This window comes from Cereibacter ovatus (assembly GCF_900207575.1).
Lineage (GTDB): Bacteria > Pseudomonadota > Alphaproteobacteria > Rhodobacterales > Rhodobacteraceae > Cereibacter_A > Cereibacter_A ovatus.
Map to the genome: position 1 here is coordinate 60,622 of NZ_OAOQ01000015.1, position 19,596 is coordinate 80,217.

The window sequence follows — 19,596 nt, forward strand, 5'->3', positions numbered from 1 at the left end:
GGCGGGCCAGGACCGCCGGCGGCAAGGGGGATCGGGTGCAGCGCAGTCCACGCGGCCAACGGATCGGGCCAAAGCTGCGCCCGCCGGCCCGGCCCACCCCATGCGCCCTGCCATCTGCCCCCAGCACCGCGTCGCCGGGGCCAATCGCCTCGCCCGGGCGGAGGCCCAGGGGCCTTGCGCAACGTGCCGATGCAAAAGCAGGTCGATGTAAAAGCCGCCATAGCTGTTGCATCGGCACGACAAGGGGCGAGGCCATCCCGGCGGTGTCATTGCCTTCGGCCACATCGGCAGTCGGTGTGCGGCCCGGAACGAACGCGTTGAAGCTGGCGGCCGTGGCTGGATCGTCCCCGGTTGCGGAAAGGCTGGGTTGGGGCCGCGGTTGCGTGGGATCTGGGAAACCGCATCCCATCCTGCCAGCGAACCGCAGAGGCACGGACACGGCACGCGGCTGGCCGGTTTGACCATCCGGTCAGCTTTGGTTTAGCATCACCTCCCGGCAGCACTCAGGTTGCCGCCGTTGCCTGCCAGAAAGGGCCGCCCCGCATGAGCCAGCACCGGCAAACCCGGATCCAGCGCCGCAACTCGGAGGCGATCCTTGAAGCCGCGCTTGAGGTGTTTTCGCAGCAGGGATTCCGCGGCGCCACACTCGATCAGATCGCCGAAGTGGCGGGGCTGTCAAAGCCGAACCTGCTGTATTACTTCCCCTCGAAAGAGGCGATCCATGTCGCGGTGCTGTCGCGGCTGCTGGACGTGTGGCTTGATCCGTTGCGGGCGATGAACCCGGATGGCGAGCCGGTGGCGGAAATTCTGGGCTATGTGCGGCGCAAGCTGGAACTGTCGCGCGATTTCCCGCGCGAGAGCCGGCTGTTTGCCAACGAGATCCTGCAAGGTGCGCCGCGGATGCGTGCGGTGATCGAGGGCGAGTTGCGCCCGCTGGTGATGGACAAGGCCGCCGTGTTGACCCGCTGGATGGACGAGGGCCGGATCGCGCGGCTGCATCCGGTGCATCTGATCTTCTCGATCTGGGCGCTGACCCAGCATTATGCCGATTTCGACGTTCAGGTGCGCGCGGTCCTGGAGGGGGAAGATCCGTATCCGGCAGCGGCGGGCTATCTGGAGGTGTTGTTCCGCAAGCTTCTGGCGGTCTGAGGGGAGGACGGCGCCGGGGGCTTCACACCCCCGGACCCCCGTGGGATATTTGGGCCAGAATGAAAAGCGGCCGGGGAGATTGGCGAGGCCTTCCGGAATCCGGGCCTTGACGGCGGGGAACAGGCAGTTTCCGGGCCGTATGAAGGCCGACCAAAATCAAGCGGGACCGCATCTTTGGCAGATCGCCAGCCCGCCGTCGCATGGAGAGCCTGCGAACCAACGTGAGCGGTGCGCGGGCCAGGTGGTTTCGGCGTGATGTGGCTTCGGGCATGCCGTCCTGCAATCGAGTTTGCGGGAGATATTTGGGAAACGAGCACCTGATGGAGGGGGGTGTCGCGGATCGAGGTTCATTGCGAGGGGCGGCGTTGGCCTGATGACCTCAAGGCGCGGATTGTTGCCGCGAGCTTTCAGCCCGGCGCGCGGGTCAGCGATGATGCGGCAAAATTCGGGCTGATTGCCCGGCAGCTTTCGGTCTGCGCGTAAGGGGTGATTGATGCGGCGCCGGCATTCGTGCCGCTGGAGATCGAGCCACTGGCAGATCCTTCAGTCGGGGCGCTGGCAGGCAGGGGCGTCGATCAAGGTCGAGATTTGCTGCGGAGTTTTGCATGTTGTGCCAGACTGTAGCCCGGAGTTGGCGACGGCCTTGAGGACGGTGCTGTGGTCGTTCCGGATCAGGCCGTCCGGATCGTGATCGCGACGAAGCCTGCGGACTTCCGCAAGGGGCGCGACGGGCTGCCCGTCATGGCGCATGCCGAGTTGGGCTTTGCGCCGCACGCGGGCGGGGGGGGCAAGCGTGGCGGCAGGATCGAGGTTCTGTTCTGGGGCGGCAGCGGGATCGTGATGATCGACGGGGTGTCGGCGCCCAGCCCGGTTGTCAGCGCCGCGACGCTCGCGGCGTTTTCCCCTTGAACCCCGGTATCATGAAATCCGCAGCCACCCCAAAGCGGCCGCCACAGGTATTCAGGGTGAAATTGACGGACACCGCGGGGTAGACTTCGGCACGGCTTGGTTGCTGGGGCGTCTTGACCCTGCGATCTTCGATCGTTCGGCGTTCAAGAAGGCCCCCGGGAGCGGACGGGATATCGGCTGTCTCGGACGGCGCGGAAGTCCTGCGGCGGTTTTTCGGGTCAGTTCTGCGGCGGGACAAAACTTCCGCCATCCGCATGCGATGCTCTGACGATTGAGCATACAAAATCAGACGGCTGCCGAGAGAACTCTCGGCAGCCGTGGCAGGTGTATCCCGAAATGCGCAATGAGCCAGGAGATTGGCCGGGCGCTTTTCGGGGTTATTCGGCCGCGTCGCGCACCGCGGGATTGTTGGGGTGCGAGAGCCAGTTGGCGTAGTCGCCTACGGGTTTGCCGGTGCGCGGGTCGGGGGTGCCTTTGGGCAGTTCGCGCATGGTGATGCAGGTTTCCACCGGGCAGACATCGACGCAGAGGTTGCAGGCCACGCAGTCCTCATCCTTCACGGTGAAGGTGCGGTCGGGCGACATGGCGATGGCCTGATGGCTGGTGTCTTCGCAGGCGGCGTAGCAGCGGCCGCATTTGATGCAGAGATCCTGATCGATCTGGGCCTTGGTGATGTAATTCAGGTTCAGATACTGCCAGTCGGTGACATTGGGGATGGCGCGGCCGACGATGTCGGCGGTCGAGGCAAAGCCCTTGGCGTCCATGTAATCCGACAGGCCCGAGATCATCTCTTGCACGATCCTGAAGCCGTAGGTCATGGCGGCGGTGCAGACCTGCACATTGCCCGCGCCAAGCAGCATGAACTCGACCGCGTCGCGCCAGGTGGTGACGCCACCGATGCCCGAGATCGGCAAGCCGTGGGTGGCCGGGTTGCGCGCGATTTCGGCCACCATGTTCAGCGCGATGGGTTTGACCGCCGGGCCGCAGTAGCCGCCGTGGGTGCCTTTGCCGTCGATGGTGGGCATCGGTGCGAAGGCGTCGATGTCGACCCCGGTGATCGAGTTGATGGTGTTGATCAGGCTGACCGCATCGGCGCCGCCGCGTCTGGCGGCCTCGGCCGGTTTGCGGATGTCGGTGACGTTGGGGGTCAGTTTCACGATGCAGGGCATGCGGCTGTGCTTTTTCACCCAGGCCGTGACCATCTGGATATATTCCGGCACCTGCCCCACCGCCGAGCCCATGCCGCGTTCGGCCATGCCATGCGGGCAGCCGAAGTTGAGTTCCACACCGTCGGCGCCGGTATCCTCGACATGGGCCAGGATCGCCTTCCACGAATCCTCGTCGCAGGGCACCATCAGCGAGACGACCAGCGCGCGGTCCGGGTAGTCGCGTTTCACCGACTTGATCTCACGCAGGTTCACCTCGAGCGGGCGGTCGGTGATGAGTTCGATGTTGTTCAGGCCCAGAAGCCGGCGGTCAGCGCCCCAGATCGCGCCATAGCGGGGGCCGTTCACGTTGACGACGGGCGGGCCTTCGCTGCCCAGCGTTTTCCAGACCACGCCGCCCCAGCCGGCCTGAAAGGCGCGGCGGACGTTGTATTCCTTGTCGGTCGGTGGCGCCGAGGCCAGCCAGAACGGGTTGGGGGATTTGATGCCGATGAAGTCGGACTGAAGGTTGGCCATGGGTGTTTCCCTAACAAGCGAAAGCGGGCCGCGGTGCGGCCTGAAGCGGTGTCTTGGGACGGGCAGCGGGGATCAGCCGCCCGTGACGAGGGACCAGAGATAGCCGAGGATGTTGCCGCCGATCTCGCCGGACTTGGGGGTGGCCCAGGCCCAGGCGATACAGCCAAGGATGTTCACCGGGACGAACTGCCAGGCTGGCAGCCGCGACACCCCGGCCATCACGAAGACGACGGCGCGCAGCGGGCCGAAGAAATGGCCGATCAGCACCGTGAACGCGCCCCAGCGGGCGAAGGCCTGGGTGCCGCGGTGGATCAGCGCGCGATGGTCGCGCATCGGCCACATCTCGAGCGCCCTGGGACCGAAGCGCCAGCCCAGCCAATACGAGAAGAACGAGCCCAGCATCGCCCCCAGCGAGGCGCCGATCCAGATCGGGGTGAAATCCAGCCCGCCGGTCGCCACCAGTGCCCCCACCCCGAACAGGATCGCGGTCGAGGGGATCAGGATCGACAGAAAGGCCGTGGTTTCCGCCGCTGCGAAGACCAGCGCGATCCACAAGGCCCAGGCGCGATTTTCGCCGATGAAGGCCAGGGTCGCATCGGTCAGGGCATCCATGGGGGGCTCCGCAGCCAAGGGTAGGGCTGCCTAGCCCGAAGGTGCCCGGGGTGCAAGCGGGCGTCATGGCCGCATCAGTGCGGCATGGATGTCGATGGCGGCATCGCGGCCCTGAGCCACCGCCGTGACCGTCAGATCCTCGCCGCCGGTCGCGCAATCGCCGCCAGCCCAGACGCCGGCAAGGCTGGTGCGGCCCGAGGCGTCGATGGCGATCTTGCCCTCGGCAAGGGCGAGCCCTTCGGGCACATCGCCCAGACGTTGTCCGATGGCGGTGAACAGTTGATCCGCCTTCAGGCGGAAGGTTTCGGGCAAAAGCGTCAGGCCGCCCGGTCCGTCTGCGGTATAGGCAAATTCGACCTCGCGCACCGTGCCGTTGCCATGCACCTTGACCGGCGCCGCGTTGCAGATGATGCGCACCCCGTGCGAGGTGGCGTGGTCCTGTTCGTGGCGAGAGGCGCTCATCTTTTCTTGTCCGCGACGGTAGACGATGGTTGCGGTCTCGGCGCCCAGCAGTTTCGCCTGAACGGCGGCGTCGATCGCGGTCATGCCGCCGCCCACCACCACCACATCGCGGCCGACCGGAAGGCTGGCAAGGTCTTCGGCCTGACGCAGGGCTGCGATGAAATCAACCGCGGGGCGGACATGCTGTAGATCCTCGCCCTCGGCGCGCAGGGCGTTGACGCCGGCAAGACCCATGCCAAGAAACACCGCGTCATGGCTGGCGCGCAGGCCATCCAGCGTCACCTCTCGCCCCAGAGCCTTGCCGCAGTCCAGCGTGATGCCGCCGATCGACAGCAGCCAATCCACCTCTTGCTGCGCGAAATCGCCGGGCGCCTTATAGCTGGCGATGCCGTATTCGTTCAGCCCGCCGGGCTTTGGGCGCGCGTCGAAGATCGTCACCTCATGGCCCAGCATCGCCAGACGGTGCGCGGCCGCCAAGCCCGCGGGGCCGGCGCCGACCACGGCCACGCGCTTGCCGGTTGCCGGGGCGCGGCTGAAGGGATGCGGCGCCTTTGCCATCAGAATGTCGGTGGCGTGGCGCTGAAGGCGGGCGATCTCGACCGGCTTGCCCTCGGCCACCTCGCGGACGCAGACCTGTTCGCAAAGCTGCTCGGTCGGGCAGACGCGGGCGCACATGCCGCCAAGGATGTTCTGCGAAAAGATCGTGCGGGCCGCGGCCTCGGGGGTGCCGGTTGCGATCTGGCGGATGAACAGCGGAATGTCGATCGCGGTCGGACAGGCGGTCACGCAGGGCGCATCGTGGCAGAAATAGCAGCGATCCGCCGCCACCCGCGCCTCGTGGGGGCCAAGCGGGGCCTCGAGATCGGCGAAGTTCCGACAATAGGCTTCCGCTGGCAGACGCCCCGGCACCACGCCGGGGGTAAGCTGGCTTGTGGACAAGGTGGTGCCCTCCCTGAGCTATTGTTTATGGGGACAGGCTGCCACGGGTCAGATTTTTTATCAAACGGTAAATAATCCAAACGGCCGCGAAGCGCCGTCCGCCGGCGCTGTGGCCTTAAAAAGCGGCAATACCCCGCCTTCTCGCGACGAACTGGCGCTTTTCACCCCCGCGAACCTTGCGTATAAGCCAGCGAAGCCGCGCGCCCGGATGGGGTGCGCGCCCCCATCCGGCAAAAAAGCCAACCGAGGACGGACATGAGCAAGAACAACACCGAGGCCGATGTCGCCTTCATCCAGGCGCTTGCCGAGCTTCTGAACAAGAACGAACTCACGGAACTCTCGGTCAAGCGGGAATACGGCGAGGATGACAGCCTCGACGTGCGTGTGGTCAAACAGGCCAATATCGTGACGACGCAGGTCGCAGCCCCGGTGATGCAGGCAGCCCCCGCCGCCGTCGCGGCCCCGACCGCTGCCGCCGCCCCCGCTGCGGTCGAAGATCCGGCACTGCATCCGGGCTGCGTGACCTCGCCCATGGTCGGCACCGCCTATCTTGCGCCCGAACCGGGTGCCACGCCCTTCGTCGCCGTGGGCGCGACGGTGGCGGAAGGCCAGACCGTTCTGATCATCGAAGCGATGAAAACCATGAACCACATTCCCGCCCCGCGCGCGGGCACGGTCAAGCGCATCCTCGTCGGTGACGGCACCGCGGTGGAATATGGCGCGCCGCTGATGATCATCGAGTGAGGCCGGAATGTTCGAGAAGATCCTGATCGCCAACCGCGGCGAGATCGCGTTGCGCGTGATCCGCGCCTGCCGGGAGATGGGGATCAAATCGGTCGCCGTCCATTCCACCGCCGACGCCGACGCCATGCATGTGCGCATGGCCGATGAAAGCGTCTGCATCGGCCCGGCCTCGTCCACCGACAGCTACCTCAGCAAGGCCGCGATCATCTCGGCCTGCGAGATCACCGGCGCCGAGGCGGTCCACCCCGGCTATGGCTTCCTGTCGGAAAATGCGGCCTTCGCGCAGGCGTTGCAGGACCACGGGATCGAGTTCATCGGCCCCACCGCCGACCACATCCGCATCATGGGCGACAAGATCACCGCCAAGGAAACCATGCGGGCGTTGGGCGTGCCCTGCGTTCCCGGTTCCGACGGCGGCGTGCCGGATTACGAAGCGGCGATCGGTGTCGCGCAATCCATCGGCTTCCCGGTCATCATCAAGGCCACGGCCGGCGGCGGCGGGCGCGGCATGAAGGTCGCGCGCAACGCCGAGGAACTGGAGGTTGCCTTCCGCACCGCACGTTCCGAAGCCAAGGCCGCCTTTGGCAATGACGAAGTCTATATGGAGAAATACCTCCAGCGGCCGCGTCACATCGAAATTCAGGTGTTCGGAGACGGCAAGGGGCGCGCGGTCCATCTGGGCGAGCGTGACTGTTCGTTGCAACGCCGCCACCAGAAAGTGTTCGAGGAAGCCCCCGGCCCGGTCATCACGCCCGAACTGCGCGCGAAGATCGGCCGGATCTGTGCCGAGGCCGTGGCGCGCATCAACTATATCGGCGCCGGCACGATCGAATTCCTTTATGAAGACGGCGAGTTCTACTTCATCGAGATGAACACCCGGCTTCAGGTGGAACATCCGGTGACCGAAGCGATCTTTGGTGTCGATCTGGTGCGCGAACAGATCCGCGTCGCCGCCGGCCTGCCGATGTCGCTGGACCAAGAGGCGCTGGAAATCAACGGCCACGCCATCGAGGTGCGGATCAACGCGGAAAAGCTGCCGAACTTCACCCCCTGTCCGGGCAAGGTGCGGGTGTTCCACGCGCCGGGCGGGCTTGGTGTTCGGATGGATTCGGCGCTTTATGGCGGCTATTCGATCCCGCCCTATTACGACAGCCTGATCGGCAAGCTGATCGTGCATGGCCGCGACCGGCCCGAGGCGCTGGCCCGTCTGCATCGCGCACTGGGCGAGTTGATTGTGGACGGCGTCGATACCACGGTGCCCCTGTTCCACGCCCTGCTGGCCGAACCCGATATCCAGCACGGCGACTACAACATCCACTGGCTGGAAAAATGGCTCGCCGCCCAGTTCGGCTAAGATCGCGCGCGGGCGGCGCATGAGCCCGCCCGCGCTGACCACCCAGCTTCTGTTGCAGGCCTATGCCATGGGGATCTTCCCCATGGCCGAGGCGCGCACATCGGATGAAATCCACTGGGTCGATCCGAAACGGCGCGGGATCTTTCCGCTGGAAGGCTTCCATATCTCGCGCAGCCTTGCCCGTCGCATCCGGCGGATGGGCTGGCGGATCGCGGTCGACAGGGATTTCGCCGGCACCGTCGCCGCCTGCGCCGACCGGGACGAGACCTGGATCAACCCGACGATCTTTGCGCTTTACGCGGGGCTTCATGCCATGGGCCACGCCCATTCGCTGGAAGTGTGGGAGGGCGACAGTCTGGTGGGCGGCGTCTATGGCGTCACACTTGGGCGGGCGTTTTTCGGGGAAAGCATGTTCTCGCGCCGCACCGATGCGTCAAAGGTCGCGCTGGCGTTTCTGGTGGACCGGCTGAAGGCGGGCGGCTTCGTGCTGTTCGACACGCAGTTCCTGACCCCGCATCTCGCCTCGCTCGGTGCGATCGAGATTTCGCGCGCCGAGTATCACCGCCGCCTTGCCAAGGCATTGCACGGACGTGCGAATTTTACGCCGGACGGTTATTCGGCCGATCCGGCCATGGTGCTGCACCGCAACAGCCAGACGTCATAGCGCGGATGATCCAGCGCAGACAGCGCCGGGCTTGACGCGATCATCCAGCCCGCGAAAATCGGATCCAAGGCGCGCGCATCCCGGATCGTCAGAAGGCCGAACGCGTCCGACGCCGGGTCGGCCGAAGGATAGCGGCAGGCATCCAGCCGGATCGTCAGATGGCCGCTGACCGCCGACTGGCCGACGGCCAGTTCGACATCCGCGGTTTCGCCCGACATCTTGTCCAGCCAGCGCAACAGTGCGCCGGGCGCATCCGTCGTCTGCACATCCTGCGCAAAAGCGGGTGCGGACAGAAGCAGAAGCGCGGTAAGGAACCTCATTTGCCCCCGCTCGGCTCGGCAGCATCGTCTGACCCGCTGCCGACGAATTTCATCAGCAGGGTAATCAGACTGACGGCGCCCTGGGTATCCTCGATCTCGTCTCCGGCCCCCAGAACATCGAGCGCGCCCCCCGGCACCAGTTCGACGAAGTTGCCGCCCAACAGCCCCTCGGACGAAATCAGGATCGCCGAATCGGATGGGATCTCGATCCCGTTGCGCACCGAAATGGTGGCATCGGCGAAATAGGTCTGGGGGTTCAGCGCAAGGTCGGTGACGGTGCCGATCTTGACGCCGGCAAGGCGGACATCGGTGCCGACCGTGATCCCTTCGACCGAGCGGAAACTGGCCTTCAGCGGATAGCTGCCACTGTCACGCGACAGGCCGGCAACCTGCCCGGCATAGACAAGAAAACCTATGGCCGCCGCAAGCACCGCTGCCCCGGCCAGAACTTCTGAACGATTCTCGGCCATCACTCGGGTTGCCATGCCTCGTAGTCGCGGCGCGCGACGGGTTCGGGGCGGCGGATCGATCCCGGCGGAACATAGGCCGCGTCGGTTCCGGTCAGGTTCTCGACATGCGGTTTTTCCCATGGCTTGTGGGCCAGCGGACGCGAGGTCGGCGGCTCGTCCCAGGTGTTGTGCAACCATCCGTGCCAATCGGGGCTGATCCGGCTGGCTTCGATCTCGCCGTTGAAGATCACCCAGCGGCGCTTGCCGTCTTTCGAGGCGTAGAAGATGTTGCCCTGCTCATCCTCGCCCACCTTCACGCCGTTGCGCCAGGTGAAAAGCTGGGTGCCGATGGACTGGCCTGTCCACCAGGTGATCGCACGCTTGAGAAGGGACATCCGCGAGCCTCCGAAATCTGTCGCCCCGATATGGCAAATGCCGGCGCCGAGGTCCAGCGCCAACGGCAGAAAAGAAGAAGGCGGGCCAAGGCCCGCCTTTTTCTGCCGGTCGCCGGGTTAGCTGGCGGTGGCATCCTTTTTCTTGGTGAGTTCGGTATAGATCAGCAGCGGTTTGGCGCCGCTGTTCACCGCCTCTTCGTTCACCACGACTTCTTCCACCCCCTCAAGACCCGGAAGTTCGAACATCGTGTCGAGCAGGATGTCCTCCATGATCGAGCGCAGGCCCCGCGCGCCGGTCTTGCGCTTGATCGCGCGCTTGGCGATCGCAACCAGAGCGTCCGGGGTGAAGGTCAGCTTCACGCCCTCGATCTCGAACAGGCGCTGATACTGTTTCACCAGCGCATTCTTGGGTTCCGTCAGGATGGTGACCAGAGCGGCCTCGTCCAGATCGGTCAGCGTGGCGATCACCGGCAGACGGCCAACAAATTCCGGGATCAGACCGAACTTCAGCAGATCCTCGGGTTCGAGTTCCTTGAACAATTCGCCCACGCCACGGGCGTCAGGGTCTTTCACATCGGCACCGAAGCCGATGCCCGATCCCTTGCCGCGCTGAGCGATGATCTTTTCAAGTCCGGCAAAGGCGCCGCCACAGATGAACAGGATGTTCGTCGTGTCGACTTGCAGGAATTCCTGCTGCGGATGTTTGCGCCCGCCCTGCGGCGGAACGCTGGCCACCGTGCCTTCCATAATCTTCAGAAGCGCCTGCTGCACGCCCTCGCCCGATACGTCGCGGGTGATCGAGGGGTTGTCGGACTTGCGGGTGATCTTGTCGACCTCGTCGATATAGACGATGCCGCGCTGTGCGCGTTCGACATTGTATTCGGATGCCTGCAACAGCTTGAGGATGATGTTTTCCACATCCTCGCCGACATAGCCCGCTTCGGTCAGCGTGGTCGCATCCGCCATGGTGAAGGGCACGTCCAGAATGCGTGCCAGCGTCTGCGCCAGAAGCGTCTTGCCGCAGCCGGTGGGGCCGATCAGCAGGATGTTCGACTTTGACAGTTCGATGTCGGTCTTGGACGAATGGTTCAGCCGTTTGTAGTGGTTGTGAACCGCCACCGACAGCACGCGCTTGGCGTGCATCTGGCCGATCACATAATCGTCCAGAACCTTGCAGATCTCACGCGGGGTTGGCACGCCGTCGGCCGATTTCAGACCGCTCGACTTCGTTTCCTCGCGGATGATGTCCATACAGAGCTCGACGCACTCATCACAGATGAACACCGTCGGTCCTGCGATCAGCTTGCGCACCTCATGCTGGCTCTTGCCGCAGAAAGAGCAGTAGAGCGTGTTCTTGCTGTCGCTGCCAGAATTGTTAGCCATCGTCGTCCTCTGCCGTGCGCCTTGTGGCCTGCCGGCCTGAAGCGAAAGTCTAGGCCAAGCCCCAGACCTTCACAACGCCAAATCGCCCCCGCGGCACCCGCCACGGGGGCGTGACCGTCACTTGGACGTGTCGTCCATCTTGCCCCGGCTTTCCAGGATCTCGTCGATCAGGCCCCAGGCCTTGGCGTCTTCCGCTGACATGAAGTTGTCGCGTTCCAGCGCGGCCTCGACCGTTTCGAGATCCTGGCCGGTGTGCTTGACATAGATCTCGTTCAAGCGCCGCTTCAGCTTTTCGGTTTCGCGCGCGTGGATCATGATGTCGGTGGCCTGACCCTGATAGCCGCCCGAGGGCTGGTGCACCATCACCCGGCTGTTGGGCAGCGAGAAGCGCATCCCCTTTTCGCCCGCCGTCAGCAGCAGCGACCCCATCGAGGCCGCCTGCCCGATCACCAGCGTCGAGACCTTGGGTTTGATGTATTGCATCGTGTCGTAGATCGACAGGCCCGACGTCACAACCCCGCCCGGCGAGTTGATATACATCGCGATTTCCTTCGAGGGGTTTTCCGCCTCAAGGAACAGAAGCTGCGCGCAGATCAGCGACGACATGCCGTCATGCACCGGGCCCGACAGGAAGATGATCCGTTCCTTCAGCATCCGGCTGAAGATGTCATAGGCCCTTTCGCCACGGCTGGTCTGTTCGACCACCATCGGCACAAGAGTGTTCATGTAGAGATCGATAGGGTCTTTCATGTGCGCCTGCTGTCCCGTGACTTGTGCAAGGATTATCGTCAACCAGTTACTCGAATCTTAGTGGCGCGCTCGGGCACCCGCAAGGGCGGGGGGCGGAAATGAACTTTTCTATCGAAACGGCGGCTCGGGCGGCAGATCGACGAACAGGCGGCGGGCCAGCATGACGCGGCTGGCCGCCGTGACGAAGCAAAGTCCGCCGAAAACCCAGGCCGCGGGCATGAAAAGCCCCGGAAACAGGCAGATGAACAGGAAAAAGGCGATGGTTTCGCTGCCTTCCAGCAACCCGGCGGTGAAATAAAGCGACTTCTCGCCGCGCGCGTTGCTGTCCATGCCTCGTTTGGCGGCCAGAACCGCAAAACCAAGGAAAGTCGCGCCGTTGACGTAGAACGAGGCCAGCAGGAACGCCCCGGCCGCCCCGTTTGCCGGATCGCGCAGCACGAAGGCCAGCGGGATCGCGGCGTAGAACAGGAAATCGCAGGCAATGTCGAGAAAACCGCCGAAATCGGTCTTGCGCGTCGCCCGTGCGATGGCGCCATCCAGCCCGTCGGCCAGCCGCCCCGCAACCAGAGGAAGAATCGCCCCCCAGCCCGGCGCCCCAGCCGCCAGCAGCCCCGCCGCCAGCAACCCCGCGCCCAGCCCCGCCAGCGTCACGGCATCCGCGCCGATGCCGCGCGCGGCCAGCATCCGTCCGGCGCGGTTCAGGGGCGGGTCGATCAGGCGGCGCATCAGGCCGTCAAGCATGGGGCCTCGCAGGGCTGTCACCTCTGTTTCGCCCAAGCGCCGCGGGCTGGCAACCGTCCGTTGCGAAAACGCCCCCCGCCGGGGTAAGCAAAACCTGACCCGATGAAGGAGAGCCCGATGTTCGCCCGACTGTTCGCCACGGCCCTTGCCTGCCTTGCGGCCCTGCCTGCCACGGCCTCGGACTGGGACACGGTTCTGGCCGAGGCCCGCGGCCAGACCGTCTACTGGCACGCATGGGGGGGCGATCCGAAGATCAACGCCTTCATCGACTGGGTGGGCGATCAGGCGCTGGACCGCCACGGCGTCCGGCTGGAACAGGTGAAGCTGGCCGATACCACCGATGCGGTGGCGCGCGTGCTGGCCGAAAAGCAGGCCGGGCGCACCACGGGCGGGGCGGTGGATCTGATCTGGATCAACGGCGAGAATTTCGCCGCGATGAAGGCGCAAGGGGTGCTGTCGGCGCCCTTTGCCGAACGCCTGCCGAACTGGCGCCTTGTCGATGTGGTGGGCAAGCCCGCCGTCATCACCGATTTCACCGAGCCGACCGAGGGTCTGGAAAGCCCCTGGGCCATGGCTCGGCTGGTGTTCGAACATGACAGTGCCCGCCTGCCCGATTCGCCGCGAACGCTGGCGGGGCTGCTTGACTGGATCAAGGCCAATCCCGGCCGTTTCACCTATCCCCAGCCGCCGGATTATCTGGGCACGACCTTTCTGAAACAGGTGCTGCACGGCCTGACCCCCGACCCGTCCGTGCTGCAAGAACCCGTCGATCCCGCCAGCTATGAGGCGGTGACCGCGCCGCTCTGGGCCTGGCTGGACGAGGCCGCGCCGAATCTGTGGCGCGAAGGCCGCGCCTTCCCCCGAAACGAGCCGGCAATGGCCCAGCTTCTGGCCGATGGCGAGGTTGCGATCTCGTTCGCCTTCAACCCCGGCCGGGCGTCGGCGGCGATCGCGGCAGGCGAGCTGCCGGCAACGGTGCGGACGTTTGTCCTGGACGGCGGCACCATCGGCAATGCCAGCTTCGTGGCCATCCCCTTCAACGCCGCGCACGAGGCCGGCGCAAAGGTGATCGCGAACCTTCTGCTGGATCCGACGGTTCAGGCCCGGGCTCAGGATCCCGCGGTGCTGGGATTCCAGACCGTGCTGGACCTCGGGGCGCTGTCGCCCGAGGATCGCGCCCGGTTCGACGCGCTTGACCTTGGCCCCGCCACACTGCCACCCGCCGACCTTGGCCCCACCCTGCTGGAACCCCACGCCAGCTGGATGGAGCGGATCGCAGAAGACTGGGTCCGCCGCTACGGGTCCGCCGAATGAGGCACCCCGGCGGCGCCCTGCTGCGACAGGCGCCCCGGCTGACGCTGCTTGTGATTGCCGGCCCCGTGCTCGCGGGATTGACCGGAACCGTGGCGCCGGCCTTCGGCTTGGGCACGGGCGGCGGCCTTGACGCCTTCCGCGCACTGGCCGACTGGCCGGGGCTTGGCGCAGCGGTCAGGCTGTCGCTGGCCACCGGGCTGATCTCGACCGTGCTGGCGCTGGCGCTGACGTTGCTGATCCTTGCGCTGCTGCCGGGAACGCGCGCCTTCAGCGCGCTGATGCGGCTGTTGTCGCCGCTGCTGGCGGTGCCCCATGCGGCGGTGGCGCTGGGGCTGGCGTTCCTGCTGGCGCCTTCGGGCTGGATCGTGCGGGCGCTGTCGCCCTGGGCCACCGGCTGGGCCGAGCCGCCCGACCTGCTGACGCTGAACGACCCCGCCGGCCTTGCGCTGATCGCGGGGCTGGTGGCGAAAGAGGTGCCGTTCCTTTTGCTGATGGCGCTGGCCGCCCTGCCCCAGACCGACGCGCCGCGCCGGATGCTGCTGGCCGAGAGCCTGGGCCACGGCCGCGCCGCAGGCTGGGCCTTTGCGGTGCTGCCCGCGCTTTACGCCCAGATCCGGTTGCCGGTCTATGCGGTGCTGGCCTACTCGATGACCGCGGTCGAGATGGCGATGATCCTTGGCCCGACACGCCCGCCGACGCTGTCGGCGCAGATCGCGCTGTGGATGGCCGACCCCGCGCTGGCCGAGCGTGCCCGTGCGGCGGCGGCGGCGGCCTTGCAACTGGGGCTGGTGGTGGCGGCACTGGCGCTGTGGCGGCTGGCCGAAGCCGTGCTGCGTCGCGGGCTGCTGCGGGCCGCGGCTTTGGGCCTGCGACTGGTGTGGCTGGATGCGGCGCTGCGGCTGCTGGCGCTTGGGATGGCGGCGCTGACCGTGGGCGCGGTGGGCGCGGGGCTGGCGGGGTTGGCGATCTGGTCGGTGGCGGGGATGTGGGCTTTCCCCGCGGCACTGCCCGAAACGCTCAGCCTGCGGACATGGGTCGCCGCGGCGCCCGATCTGGTGGCGGATACGGCGATGACGCTGGGGCTGGCGCTGGCGGCGGCGCTGGCGGCGCTGGCGCTGACGCTGACCTGTCTGGAGACCGAGACGCGGCACGGGCTTCGCCCCGGCGCGGGCGCGATGGCACTGCTTTACCTGCCGCTGATCGTGCCGCAGGTGGCTTTTCTGCCCGGGCTTCAGGCGGCGGCACTGGCCGTGGGGCTGGACGGCACGCCGCTGGCAGTTGCCACCGCGCATCTGGTCTTTGTGCTGCCCTACGTCTTTCTGTCGCTGTCCGGCCCGTGGCGGGCATGGGACGGGCGGATCGCCACCGCCGCCGCGGCACTGGGCGCGGGCGAGGCCCGGATCTTCTGGCAGTTGCGCCTGCCGATGCTGCTTGCCCCGGCGCTGACGGCGCTGGCGGTCGGCATGGCGGTTTCGGTCGGTCAGTATCTGCCGACTCTGCTGATCGGCGGCGGTCGGGTGGTGACGCTGACGACCGAGGCGGTGGCGCTGTCGTCGGGCGGGAACCGGCGCATCGTCGGCACCTATGCGCTGCTTCAGATGCTGCTGCCGGCGGCCTGCTTTGCCGTGGCGCTGGCGGCGCCGGCACTGGCCTTCCGCAACCGCCGCGGGATGGCCCCGGCATGAGGGGGCTGTGGCTGGACGGGCTGCGCGTCACACGCGACGGGGCGACGGTGGTCGAGCTGAACCTGACCGTGGCCCCGGGCGAGGTGGTCACCATCATGGGCCCGTCCGGTTCGGGCAAATCGACGGCGCTGGCGGCGATCCTTGGCACGCTGGCGCCGGCGTTCCGGGCCAGCGGGCGCGTCGTTCTGGACGGCCGCGACCTGACCGGCCGTCCCCCCCGCGCGCGTCGAATCGGCATGATGTTTCAGGACGATGTGCTGTTTCCGCATCTGTCGGTGGCGGGCAATCTGGGCTTTGGGCTGCCGTTTGGCCTTCGCGGGGCCGCACGCCGCGCCCGGATCGCATCCGCACTGGCCGAGGCCGGACTGGAGGGCTTTGCCGACCGCGATCCCGCCACCCTGTCGGGCGGCCAGCGGGCGCGCGTCGCGCTGATGCGCACGCTGCTGGCCGAACCTGCGGCGCTGCTTCTGGACGAGCCGTTCTCGCGGCTTGATGCCTACCTGCGCGGCCAGATCCGTGGCTTCGTGCTGGACCGGATCCGGCAGACCGGCTTGCCCGCAATCCTTGTCACCCACGACGCCGAGGACGCTCGGGCCGCAGGCGGCCCGGTGCTGCCCCCCGCCCCCTGACACCCGTCGCGCCCACCGCCGCCTGACAGCAAAGGCCGCGCCCTGCGGCCCGGATCAGCGCGCCAGAACGATCTCGGCCCGCAGCCCGCCCAGCGTTTCGCTTGCGCCCAGCCGCAGCGTGCCGCCGTGGCTGCGTGCGATGTCCTTGGCAATGGCAAGACCCAGCCCCACGCCACCGCCGCGGTTCTGGTTGCGCGCAGTATCCAGCCGGGTGAAGGGGCGCAGCGCCTCGTCCCTCCGGTCGGCAGGGATGCCCGGCCCGTCATCCTCGATCACGATCCGCAACGCGCGATCCGCCAGCAGAACCCGAACCTCGGCCCGGCGACCATGGCGCACGGCATTGCCGATAAGATTCTCTAGCGCCCGTGTCACCGCAGCCGGCCGCAACCGCATCCGGCCCTGCCCCTCGACCTCGACCAGCGCCACATTCTGCCCGGCGCGGTGGGCATTCTCGACCGCCCGCGTCACAAGGGCGATCGGATCGACATCCTCGGCATCTTCCAGCGCATCGCCGCGTGCGAAGGACAGGAATTCGTTCACCAGACGCTCCATGTCGGCCACATCGCGCAGAAGGTCTTCGGCCGCGTCCTGATCCTCGAGCATCGCAAGCCCCAACCGCAACCGCGTCAGCGGTGTTCGCAGGTCGTGGCTGACCCCCGACAGCATCAGCGTCCGCTGCTCGATCTGACGCTCGATCCGGGCGCGCATCTCGACGAAGGCCGCGCCCGCAGCCCGCACCTCCAGCGCACCCCGCGGACGATAGGGCACATGCTGGCCCTTGCCGAAGGCCTCGGCCGCATCGGCCATCCGCTTGATCGGCCGCAACTGGTTGGACAAGAACAGATAAGCGATCAACGTCATCAGGATCGAGGTGAAAATCATCAGCACCAGCAACTGATGCGGATTCGACGCCGACACCCGCCGCCGATCCACCGCAACCGACACCAACCCGTGCCTTGACGTCAAAATCAGCCGCACCCGGTTGTCCGGCGTCAGATCGACCATCCGCAGTTCCGGCAAGCTGTTCCGCAGCGCCATGATCACCGCGCGCCCCGACAGGTCCCAGAATTCGCGACGGTCATCGGTCACTGGCCAGTTCGCCGGCAGGCCGGTGGAAAGGTCCAGCGCCCTGCCCACGGCAAGGGCACGCGCCGCGGCTTCGGCGCCGGTGGCGGCGCCATTCACCTCGGACAGCAGATAGCGCAACTCGATCGTCAGGCCGCGCACCATCTGCTGTGTCACGCCTTCGTAGTGGCGCTGGATGAACACTATTGAAATCACAAGCTGGATCGTGACGATCGGCACGATCAGGATCAGGGCGGCCCGCGCGTAAAGGCTGCGGGGAACAAGGATCTTCAGCGGGGCGAACATGCAGCCAGCCTAGCCGCCCCCCCGAGCCGAGGAAAGAGCGATGTCCGAACCGTCCGAAATCGGCCTCTGTGTCCGGCTGGAGCCCGGCCTGCGCCGTATTCTGGCGCCCAACCCCTCGCCCATGACCTTCCGCGGAACCAACAGCTATCTCGTCGGCGAGGGCGAGCTGGCGCTGATCGATCCCGGCCCCGACCTGCCCGCCCATCGCGCGGCTATTCTGTCGGCTCTGGCCCCGGGCGAGCGTATCGTCTGCATCCTCGTCACCCATGCCCATCTGGACCATTCGCCCCTCGCCCGGCCTCTGGCGCGGCTGACCGGCGCCGAGGTGCTGGCCTTCGGTGGCGCAGAGGCCGGACGCAGCCCGGTGATGGCGGATCTGGCGGCCAGCGCCGCCCTCGGAGGCGGCGAAGGGGTCGATGCCGCTTTCGTCCCGGACCGCTGCCTTGCCGACACCGAGATGGTGCGGGGCACCGGCTGGGGCGTGATCGAGGCGATCCACACCCCCGGCCATTTCGGCAACCATCTCTGCTTCGGCTGGGAGGACCGCTGCTTTTCGGGCGATCACGCGATGGGCTGGGCCTCGTCGCTGGTGTCGCCGCCCGATGGTGACATGGGCGCCTACATGGCCTCGCTGAAGCGGCTGTCGACACGGCCGTGGCGTGTCCTTCACCCGGGCCACGGCGATCCGGTCACCGATCCCGCGGCACGTCTGGAATGGCTCGCCGCCCACCGGCGCCAACGCGAATCGGCTTTGCTGGCCGAATTGGCCCGCAACCCGGCCCGACTGCCCGATCTGACCGCGCAGATCTATCACGACACCCCGCCCGCGCTTCTTCCGGCAGCCGAGCGCAACCTGTTCGCGCACCTGATCGATCTCTGCGCGAAGGGGCTTGTGAGAGCAGATCCCAAGGTTTCAAGGGCCGCGCTCTACCGGCTGGCAGGCTCTGTCACAAAGTTCTGAAAAAAGTTCCAAAACCCTCTGGACGCCCCCGAAACCCGTTGCTATACGGCCCACATGTTCCGGCGTAGCTCAGCGGTAGAGCAGTTGACTGTTAATCAATTGGTCGTAGGTTCGATCCCTACCGCCGGAGCCAGAAATCCCAAACGATTTCAATGAGTTACAGGGGAAGCGGCAACGCTTCCCCGTAGCATTTCAGACGCTCGCAAACATATGGCAAACATTGTGCAGCTTCCACAGTGGTCGGTGCGCAGCATCGCACGGGGCGCGCGTGAGGCTCGCAAACAACTGATCTGACTGCACAATCCTGCACCGAGGGAAATCCCGACCGAAAATTTGGCGCAAGTGTGGGTCGATTAGCCCCCTGCCTTGGCCCCACACCCCCCACCTACATAGGGGGGGGCATCTTCCCATCGACCCCGCACCCAGTCACATAGTCATCTAGTCAAGTATCATGCTGCATGGCCGAGGACGGCCCGAGCAAACACACGATCAAACACGATGAAACGAGGAATCAGACGAGCGAGGCTGACACCTGGATAACGTGGGGGCTGACGCGCAGACGTCACGCGACAAACGACGCCCACGACACGCGCGCAAATCCGCGTCACAGCGCACGACGCCCCCGAGCGCGACACGTCCCCGCATCGAACGCACAACGCGCCCCCAGCCCCCTTGCAGCACGCGCACAGCGCAGGCGTCCAAAGGGGGCGACGCAAGGCAAAGTTACCCGTCACTCGCGCGCCACTCTGAACCGTGCCGATGTTATGGTCCGTTATGAAGGCACATCCCACGCGTAACGCGTGAAATCCTTTTTGTTTCAACGATCTGTTATGGATGTTATGTTGTTTTGAAAATTGAATGAGTGAATAGCCCCATGTTTCCTGGACGCCTTCTTCGCTAACTTTGAGGCAAGGAGGCCATGATGGGCACAGGCAATTTCACGGACGAGTTCAAGCGTGACGCGGTCGCGCAGATCACGGAGCGGGGCTACCCGATCAAGGAGGTTTCGGAGCGGCTCGGGGTCAGCCTGCATTCGCTCTATGCGTGGAAGCGCAAGTTCGCGAAGGCGGCCACTGGCGAGAC

Annotated in this window: 21 protein-coding genes and 1 tRNA gene; 12 read left to right on the plus strand and 10 right to left on the minus strand. The window is 66.1% G+C overall.

What is annotated here, in order from left to right; genetic code table 11:
- Positions 1–543 precede the first annotated feature (543 nt).
- From CRO07_RS14060 to CRO07_RS14070, 3 genes are all read left to right on the plus strand, one after another.
- Positions 544–1,149 (plus strand): TetR family transcriptional regulator C-terminal domain-containing protein, encoded by a 606-nt coding sequence (locus CRO07_RS14060; protein ID WP_097031302.1) that lies wholly within the window; start codon positions 544–546, stop codon positions 1,147–1,149.
- Between the two features lie 330 nt (positions 1,150–1,479).
- Positions 1,480–1,632 carry a transposase gene (locus tag CRO07_RS14065; RefSeq protein ID WP_097031303.1) on the plus strand — a complete coding sequence of 51 codons (153 nt, stop codon included), beginning with the start codon at positions 1,480–1,482 and terminating at the stop codon, positions 1,630–1,632.
- Between the two features lie 174 nt (positions 1,633–1,806).
- The gene (locus tag CRO07_RS14070; RefSeq protein WP_097031304.1) at positions 1,807–2,058 is read left to right on the plus strand and encodes a hypothetical protein; all 252 of its coding nucleotides are present in this window, start codon (positions 1,807–1,809) and stop codon (positions 2,056–2,058) included.
- A 377-nt stretch (positions 2,059–2,435) separates the two neighbouring features.
- Here CRO07_RS14070 and preA read toward each other — a convergent pair whose 3' ends face one another.
- The 3 genes from preA to CRO07_RS14085 form a co-directional block, all read right to left on the minus strand.
- Positions 2,436–3,740, minus strand: coding sequence for an NAD-dependent dihydropyrimidine dehydrogenase subunit PreA (gene preA / locus CRO07_RS14075; protein WP_097031305.1), 1,305 nt, complete (start codon positions 3,738–3,740; stop codon positions 2,436–2,438).
- Between the two features lie 72 nt (positions 3,741–3,812).
- Positions 3,813–4,352 (minus strand): DedA family protein, encoded by a 540-nt coding sequence (locus CRO07_RS14080; protein ID WP_097031306.1) that lies wholly within the window; start codon positions 4,350–4,352, stop codon positions 3,813–3,815.
- A 63-nt stretch (positions 4,353–4,415) separates the two neighbouring features.
- Positions 4,416–5,753, minus strand: coding sequence for an NAD(P)-dependent oxidoreductase (locus CRO07_RS14085; RefSeq protein ID WP_097031307.1), 1,338 nt, complete (start codon positions 5,751–5,753; stop codon positions 4,416–4,418).
- A 255-nt stretch (positions 5,754–6,008) separates the two neighbouring features.
- Here CRO07_RS14085 and accB point away from each other — a divergent pair, with 255 nt between their 5' ends.
- From accB to aat, 3 genes are read left to right on the plus strand one after another with little or no spacing between them, the layout of a single operon-like run.
- Complete coding sequence (accB, locus tag CRO07_RS14090; RefSeq protein WP_097031308.1) at positions 6,009–6,497, plus strand: acetyl-CoA carboxylase biotin carboxyl carrier protein; 489 nt, start codon at positions 6,009–6,011, stop codon at positions 6,495–6,497.
- A 7-nt stretch (positions 6,498–6,504) separates the two neighbouring features.
- Positions 6,505–7,851, plus strand: coding sequence for an acetyl-CoA carboxylase biotin carboxylase subunit (gene accC / locus CRO07_RS14095; protein WP_097031309.1), 1,347 nt, complete (start codon positions 6,505–6,507; stop codon positions 7,849–7,851).
- Positions 7,852–7,870: 19 nt separating this feature from the next.
- Entirely contained in the window at positions 7,871–8,515 is a 645-nt protein-coding gene (gene aat / locus CRO07_RS14100; protein ID WP_097031310.1) for a leucyl/phenylalanyl-tRNA--protein transferase, read from the plus strand.
- On the opposite strand, the gene CRO07_RS14105 is transcribed toward aat, so the two are convergent.
- From CRO07_RS14105 to CRO07_RS14130, 6 genes are all read right to left on the minus strand, one after another.
- Positions 8,464–8,835 carry a DUF2155 domain-containing protein gene (locus tag CRO07_RS14105; RefSeq protein WP_097031311.1) on the minus strand — a complete coding sequence of 124 codons (372 nt, stop codon included), beginning with the start codon at positions 8,833–8,835 and terminating at the stop codon, positions 8,464–8,466. The genes aat and CRO07_RS14105 overlap by 52 nt on opposite strands.
- Positions 8,832–9,305, minus strand: a complete 474-nt coding sequence (mlaD, locus tag CRO07_RS14110; RefSeq protein WP_097031312.1) for an outer membrane lipid asymmetry maintenance protein MlaD — start codon at positions 9,303–9,305, stop codon at positions 8,832–8,834. Before mlaD ends, CRO07_RS14105 begins: the two co-directional genes overlap by 4 nt.
- A complete protein-coding gene (locus tag CRO07_RS14115) occupies positions 9,305–9,679 on the minus strand; it encodes an NADH:ubiquinone oxidoreductase subunit NDUFA12 (protein WP_097031326.1) in 375 nt (124 codons plus the stop codon). Before CRO07_RS14115 ends, mlaD begins: the two co-directional genes overlap by 1 nt.
- A 117-nt stretch (positions 9,680–9,796) precedes the next feature.
- On the minus strand, positions 9,797–11,062 hold the full coding sequence (clpX, locus tag CRO07_RS14120) for an ATP-dependent Clp protease ATP-binding subunit ClpX (protein ID WP_097031313.1): 1,266 nt from the start codon (positions 11,060–11,062) through the stop codon (positions 9,797–9,799).
- Positions 11,063–11,179: 117 nt separating this feature from the next.
- Positions 11,180–11,812, minus strand: a complete 633-nt coding sequence (locus CRO07_RS14125) for an ATP-dependent Clp protease proteolytic subunit (RefSeq protein ID WP_097031314.1) — start codon at positions 11,810–11,812, stop codon at positions 11,180–11,182.
- A 108-nt stretch (positions 11,813–11,920) separates the two neighbouring features.
- Positions 11,921–12,553, minus strand: coding sequence for a CDP-alcohol phosphatidyltransferase family protein (locus tag CRO07_RS14130; RefSeq protein WP_097031315.1), 633 nt, complete (start codon positions 12,551–12,553; stop codon positions 11,921–11,923).
- A gap of 117 nt (positions 12,554–12,670) precedes the next feature.
- Here CRO07_RS14130 and CRO07_RS14135 point away from each other — a divergent pair, with 117 nt between their 5' ends.
- From CRO07_RS14135 to CRO07_RS14145, 3 genes are read left to right on the plus strand one after another with little or no spacing between them, the layout of a single operon-like run.
- Entirely contained in the window at positions 12,671–13,867 is a 1,197-nt protein-coding gene (locus tag CRO07_RS14135) for an ABC transporter substrate-binding protein (RefSeq protein WP_097031316.1), read from the plus strand.
- Complete coding sequence (locus CRO07_RS14140) at positions 13,864–15,552, plus strand: ABC transporter permease (RefSeq protein ID WP_097031317.1); 1,689 nt, start codon at positions 13,864–13,866, stop codon at positions 15,550–15,552. Before CRO07_RS14135 ends, CRO07_RS14140 begins: the two co-directional genes overlap by 4 nt.
- Positions 15,549–16,181 carry an ATP-binding cassette domain-containing protein gene (locus tag CRO07_RS14145; RefSeq protein WP_097031318.1) on the plus strand — a complete coding sequence of 211 codons (633 nt, stop codon included), beginning with the start codon at positions 15,549–15,551 and terminating at the stop codon, positions 16,179–16,181. The genes CRO07_RS14140 and CRO07_RS14145 overlap by 4 nt, the downstream gene beginning before the upstream one ends.
- A 54-nt stretch (positions 16,182–16,235) precedes the next feature.
- Here CRO07_RS14145 and CRO07_RS14150 read toward each other — a convergent pair whose 3' ends face one another.
- A complete protein-coding gene (locus CRO07_RS14150) occupies positions 16,236–17,552 on the minus strand; it encodes an ATP-binding protein (protein ID WP_097031319.1) in 1,317 nt (438 codons plus the stop codon).
- A gap of 40 nt (positions 17,553–17,592) precedes the next feature.
- Here CRO07_RS14150 and CRO07_RS14155 point away from each other — a divergent pair, with 40 nt between their 5' ends.
- The 3 genes from CRO07_RS14155 to CRO07_RS14165 all read left to right on the plus strand — a co-directional run.
- Positions 17,593–18,513 (plus strand): MBL fold metallo-hydrolase, encoded by a 921-nt coding sequence (locus tag CRO07_RS14155; protein ID WP_235841012.1) that lies wholly within the window; start codon positions 17,593–17,595, stop codon positions 18,511–18,513.
- A gap of 58 nt (positions 18,514–18,571) precedes the next feature.
- Positions 18,572–18,646 (plus strand) — tRNA-Asn (locus tag CRO07_RS14160).
- Between the two features lie 789 nt (positions 18,647–19,435).
- Positions 19,436–19,596, plus strand: a 161-nt coding sequence (locus tag CRO07_RS14165) for a transposase (protein ID WP_141400065.1), incomplete at its 3' end; no start/stop codon positions are given.